This is a genomic window from Candidatus Protochlamydia sp. R18, from assembly GCF_000648255.1.
Classification (GTDB): domain Bacteria; phylum Chlamydiota; class Chlamydiia; order Chlamydiales; family Parachlamydiaceae; genus Protochlamydia; species Protochlamydia amoebophila.
In genome coordinates, this window is record NZ_BASL01000726.1 from 1 (window position 1) to 636 (window position 636).

A 636-nucleotide genomic window follows, 5' to 3' on the forward strand; every position below is an offset into this window, starting at 1 on the left:
GATTTTTCCCTTAACAAAGCTAGCTGAGAATGAGAAATGTTCAGAGAAGTTCCCTCTTGAAAGCTCAGTTGAATTTCTTCAGATGAAGGTGAAAGAGCGACGGGAGCTGGAATCGTTAGTGCACTAATTTTCTCTATATTGGGCAAGGGATTGACTAAGGGATTATTCTCATCTACAAGAGGGTCGTTAATATCTTGAAGAGGATAGTAAGAAGGAACCGTTGTGTGGACAAGATGACCAGAATTAAGCCCAAAATTAGAAATATGCAAAATGACCTTCCCAATGAGTGAAATAAATTTTAATTTATAGATATTTTAAAATTATGATGTATAGATAAAAATTATGGCAATATTAATAAATTAAAATAGGAAGTCAAATTTTAAAAGGAAGTTTTATTTTATCAATGAAGGGCTATTAAAAATTAATTAAAAATCAATCGGGATTAAATATAGAATCTTTAGTTTTTAATCTACAATGCTTTAATTCCACGAGATGATAAGATCATGCAATAAATTGGTCATAAATTATTATAGTTTAGCTTGTATTGTTTATAATTTATAAACCTTCTGTACAGGACAATTTTTTTGAAAATGTAAAAAAACTCGCGATATGTGACATAATACTTCAGAAACCACT

Annotated in this window: 1 pseudogene; it reads right to left on the reverse strand. The window is 29.7% G+C overall.

Annotated features, from left to right (window positions below):
* Positions 1-269: pseudogene (locus TY19_RS07880) on the reverse strand (hypothetical protein); the annotation flags it as partial.
* Positions 270-636: the final 367 nt, after the last annotated feature.